The organism is Vibrio sp. V42_P2S4T144 (genome assembly GCF_009904715.1).
Classification (GTDB): domain Bacteria; phylum Pseudomonadota; class Gammaproteobacteria; order Enterobacterales; family Vibrionaceae; genus Vibrio; species Vibrio alginolyticus.
In genome coordinates this window covers 1-4303 of record NZ_WXWS01000584.1, presented here as the reverse complement: position 1 = coordinate 4303, position 4303 = coordinate 1, and the positions used below count along the sequence as shown (strand labels likewise).

Annotated in this window: 4 protein-coding genes; all 4 read right to left on the bottom strand. The window is 45.5% G+C overall.

The window, feature by feature from the left end; genetic code table 11:
* Window positions 1-136: 136 nt before the first annotated feature.
* Genes maiA through hppD form a run of 4 tightly spaced genes read right to left on the bottom strand, consistent with a single transcriptional unit; the run spans window position 137 to window position 4070 of the window.
* Entirely contained in the window at window positions 137-805 is a 669-nt protein-coding gene (maiA, locus tag CAG68_RS19270; RefSeq protein WP_005377832.1) for a maleylacetoacetate isomerase, read from the bottom strand.
* 21 nt (window positions 806-826) lie between these two features.
* On the bottom strand, window positions 827-1864 hold the full coding sequence (locus tag CAG68_RS19265; protein ID WP_025766743.1) for a fumarylacetoacetate hydrolase family protein: 1038 nt from the start codon (window positions 1862-1864) through the stop codon (window positions 827-829).
* Window positions 1865-1873: 9 nt separating this feature from the next.
* Window positions 1874-3004, bottom strand: coding sequence for a homogentisate 1,2-dioxygenase (locus tag CAG68_RS19260; protein ID WP_005377834.1), 1131 nt, complete (start codon window positions 3002-3004; stop codon window positions 1874-1876).
* Window positions 2997-4070, bottom strand: coding sequence for a 4-hydroxyphenylpyruvate dioxygenase (hppD, locus tag CAG68_RS19255; RefSeq protein WP_005377835.1), 1074 nt, complete (start codon window positions 4068-4070; stop codon window positions 2997-2999). The genes CAG68_RS19260 and hppD overlap by 8 nt, the downstream gene beginning before the upstream one ends.
* Window positions 4071-4303: the final 233 nt, after the last annotated feature.

The window sequence follows — 4303 nt, the reverse complement described above, 5'->3', positions numbered from 1 at the left end:
GCAACAAAACCTCGCAATTTTGAGGCGCCACGACGATAGCGAGAAACAGAAAATTTTGCTCACCAATAAAAACGAGCCAATCACACACTTGGATTGGCTCGTTTAAATTTTGTTAATACATTATGTATGCTAAGAATCAACTATTAGCGTCTGGCTGATTCTCTGGCATCGCATCAATAAAAGCTGGCAGTTGATTGCATGACTGCACAACAGCGTTAATGGTTGGATAAAGAGAAGTATCTACACCAAAGCGTTGTGCGTTATAAAATTGTGGTACCAGACAAATATCGACAATAGATGGCGAGCTTGTCAGGCTAAACTTGCAATCACCATTTAGTTTACGATGCTTCTGAAGTTTCTCTTCTAATGCTGTAAAACCTTTGTGGATCCAGTGATGAATCCAAGCGACTTTGCGCTCTGGCTCGCAAGCTAACTCCCCCTCTAAATACTGTAGAACTCTTAAGTTATTCAGGGGATGAATCTCCATTGCAATATCCTGAGCCAAAGCTAGCGCTTGGTATCGAAGCGGCGTTTGCTCGGGGATCACAGTGACATCCGGGTAGTGTTCTTCTAAGTATTGAATGATCGCCAGTGACTGGGTTAACTGAACCTCCCCATCCACCAGCAAAGGAACCAGTTCAGAAGCGTTTAACTCATGGTACTCGTCACTATGTTGTTCGCCACCATTGCGCACCAAGTGTACCGATTTTGAATCATACGATAACTCTTTAAGATTCAAGCAAATACGCACACGATATGCCGCCGATGATCGCCAGTATCCGTATAAAATCATGCTATCGCTCATATCGTCTCCCAACCAGCACTGTTAGTGCTTGAGATATTGGCTAACTTGTTGGTCAATCGAGCCGAATATGTTGTTGCCATCCGCATCGAACATTTCCAATCTAATAGAATCTCCAAACGACATGAAGTTAGTCGACGGCTTACCATCACGAATGGTTTCAATCATGCGAACTTCCGCGATACATGAATAACCAACACCACCCTCCTCAATCGAAGTGCCATGTTCGGTGCCTTGCTTATTAGATACCGTGCCAGAACCTATAATTGCCCCAGCAGATAGCGGGCGCGTTTTAGTCGCATGAACAATTAAGTCTGCAAAATCAAACGTCATATCGATACCCGCATTTGGGCGACCAAACGGCTTGTGGTTGTAGGTCGAGACCAGTGGTAAATGCACTTTGTTTTCGTACCACGCATCGCCTAGTTCGTCAGGTGTTACTGCCACAGGAGAAAACGCAGAAGAAGGTTTAGATTGGAAAAAACCAAACCCTTTAGCTAACTCTGCCGGAATTAGACCACGCAGTGAGACATCATTCACCAGCATGATCAAACGAATCGACTCCTGAGCCTCTGCAACACTCGCGCCCATTGGTACGTCACCAGTTACCACAGCAACTTCACCTTCGAAATCAATACCCCATTCATCACTCGCAAACTCGATGTTGTCACAAGGTCCAATAAAGGCATCAGAGCCTCCTTGGTACATCAACGGGTCCGTCCAAAAACTCTCTGGCATTTCAGCGCCGCGAGCTTTTCGAACCAACTCAACGTGGTTTACGTAAGCACTGCCATCAGCCCACTGATAAGCGCGAGGAAGCGGCGACTCACAGTAGTGCGCTTCAAACTCTTCATACCCTGCAACCGTGCCATTGTTCAGTGCAACGTATAGCTCTTCCAGTTGTGGTGCTAGCGTATCCCAGTTATCAAGTGCCACCTGCATCGTCGGTGCTAAGTTCATAGGGTGGAAAATTTCTGTCGCAGGTACGCAGCGCGTTAAGTCTTTGCTCACGACCATCAACAAACCGTCACGAGTGCCATTTTTCTTGGTTGCTAATTTCATCCTTGCCTCTTACTTCTCTTGCCAGCTATAGACGTATTCTTTGTTTTCTACTTTTTCCAGCTCATCCGAAAACTGAAGTGCGTGACGCGTATCAATCATGACCGCGACTTCGTCGGTAAAAGTCTTCTTATGCTCTCGCCCTGCTTTGAAAGCTTTTGGGTGAGGGCCATGTGTAAATCCTGCTGGATGGAATGTCACCATACCCGCTTCAATGTTGTCACGGCTGAAGAAATCACCTGCATGGTAGAACAAGACTTCGTCATAATCGTCATTGTTGTGGTAGAACGGTACTTTGAGCGCTCCAGGATCACTTTCAATTGGACGAGGAACGAAGGTGCACACCACAAATCCTGCTCCTACAAATGTAGTATGTGCAGAAGGCGGTAAATGGTAACGATGTGACATAAGTGGACGAATATCACGCCAGTTCACTTTTACTACCGCCAAATCACCATGCCAGCCAATCGCATCCAGCGGGTTGAATGGGTAAGTGATAACACTGACTTTATCGTGGCGTTTCACCTGAACCTGTGTTTGATTCTCAGAATATTGAGCACGGAACTGATCGTTGATCGACGGCGTTTCTAAAACCGCTGGATCAAACACCGCGTGGTTTCCAACCATGCCTTTTTCGGGCAATGTATAAGCCGCATCGGTATTTTCGATCATCAGAATGAACATCGGCTCGCTTGGCTCTAAACGCCAGCTCGTTGAGCGAGGGATCATGACATAATCCCCTTCGCTCACTTTCAAATGACCATAATCACAGTAGAGATCTGCCGTACCTTGGTGGATGAATAGCAGTTCGTCGCCATCCGCGTTTCTCACCAAGAAGTCCATTTTTTCATCCATACGCCAAACACGAACTTTACAATTCGCGTTGTGTAATAGATGCGGGACTGCCCAAGGGGTAATATGGCTGGCTTTCTCGACTAGATTAAAATCAAATGCTCGTGGACGTAGCTCGCCTTCCCACTCAGACCACCCCGTTGGGGCATGTTGATGATGAAAATGTGTTGCGGGGCCGAAGAAGCCACTTCGACCTGCCTCACGTTCATAAATTGCCTCTTCCGGGAAGTCAGCATGCGCTTGTTTAGAGCACACTCCCTCCCGTTGAGGGAATGTGATCCATTTATGCATCGCTCAATACTCCTCGGCGAATTTGGTCTTCTTCTATCGATTCAAACAACGCTTTGAAGTTACCCTCGCCAAAGCCTTCATTGCCTTTACGTTGGATGATTTCGAAGAACACAGGGCCGATAACGGTTTGAGTAAAGATTTGTAGCAAGATGCCATCTTTCGTTGGCGCACCATCAATAAGAATCTGCAAATCACGAAGCTTGCTTACATCTTCACCGTGGCCTTCAACACGCTGATCGACTTTCTCGTAATAAGTATCTGGTGTTGGCATAAAGTCCATGCCTCGCTCACGCAAGGTTTTGACCGTTTCGTAGATGTCGTCTGTGGTCAATGCGATGTGTTGAATACCTTCGCCATTGTATTCACGGATAAACTCTTCAATCTGTGATTTATCATCTGACGACTCATTGATAGGAATTCGGATTTTGCCGCAAGGTGCGGTCATCGCACGGCTGACAAGACCTGTCAGCTTACCTTCGATATCGAAATAACGAATTTCGCGGAAGTTACCAATGCGCTCATAGAAACCAGACCAGACATCCATGTTGCCTTGCTTAACGTTGTGCGTTAAGTGGTCGATTTCGTAAAGACCAACATTCGCTTTTGATAAACGCTCATCAGCATCATCATAAAAACGAAAATCGACATCATAAATGCTCTGCTTTCCATAACGATCGACAAAATAAAGCAAGCTTTCACCGATGCCATAAATAGCAGGAATGCTTAGCTCCATCGGCCCAATTTCCGTTTTATATTCTTTACCGCCATTCTCTAACGCATGCGCCAGAGCAACGGTGGCGTCTTTCACACGAAATGCCATGCCACAAACCGACGGACCGTGAACTTTGGCGAATCCCTCAGCTTGGCTATGCGGCTGCGCATTCACAATAAAGCTAATGTCACCTTGTCGATATAACCACGCTTCTTTTGAGCGATGCTTTGCGATTTCCGCAAAACCTAACGATATAAACAGATCTTTAAGCTGTTGAATGCCTTTGTTGTCTGCAGCGGTATATTCAACAAACTCAAATCCGTCTGTTCCTAGTGGGTTGTATGCATCAACCATGACTTTCTCCTTGTCTCAGTAGCTTTTGTTTGGACTTATTTTTCTAACTTGGCGCAGGTCTTGAGAAATTGGAATACGTGGGGAGAAATCTTTATCTTGGCGATTTTTACGCCTAATTGTAAAATATATGTTACACACAGAGGACACATCGAATCCACTTTCGTAAACATCAAACAAACTGCTTATTTTCAATATATTAGATTGATATTTTCGGCTTTACGCCAACACAAAAA

Bases quoted from the DNA above. Each gene is read 5' to 3' on its own strand.
- hppD (WP_005377835.1), bottom strand. From the start codon at position 4,070: ATGGTTGATGCATACAACCCACTAGGAACAGACGGATTTGAGTTTGTT.
- maiA (WP_005377832.1), bottom strand. From the start codon at position 805: ATGAGCGATAGCATGATTTTATACGGATACTGGCGATCATCGGCGGCA.
- CAG68_RS19260 (WP_005377834.1), bottom strand. From the start codon at position 3,004: ATGCATAAATGGATCACATTCCCTCAACGGGAGGGAGTGTGCTCTAAA.
- CAG68_RS19265 (WP_025766743.1), bottom strand. From the start codon at position 1,864: ATGAAATTAGCAACCAAGAAAAATGGCACTCGTGACGGTTTGTTGATG.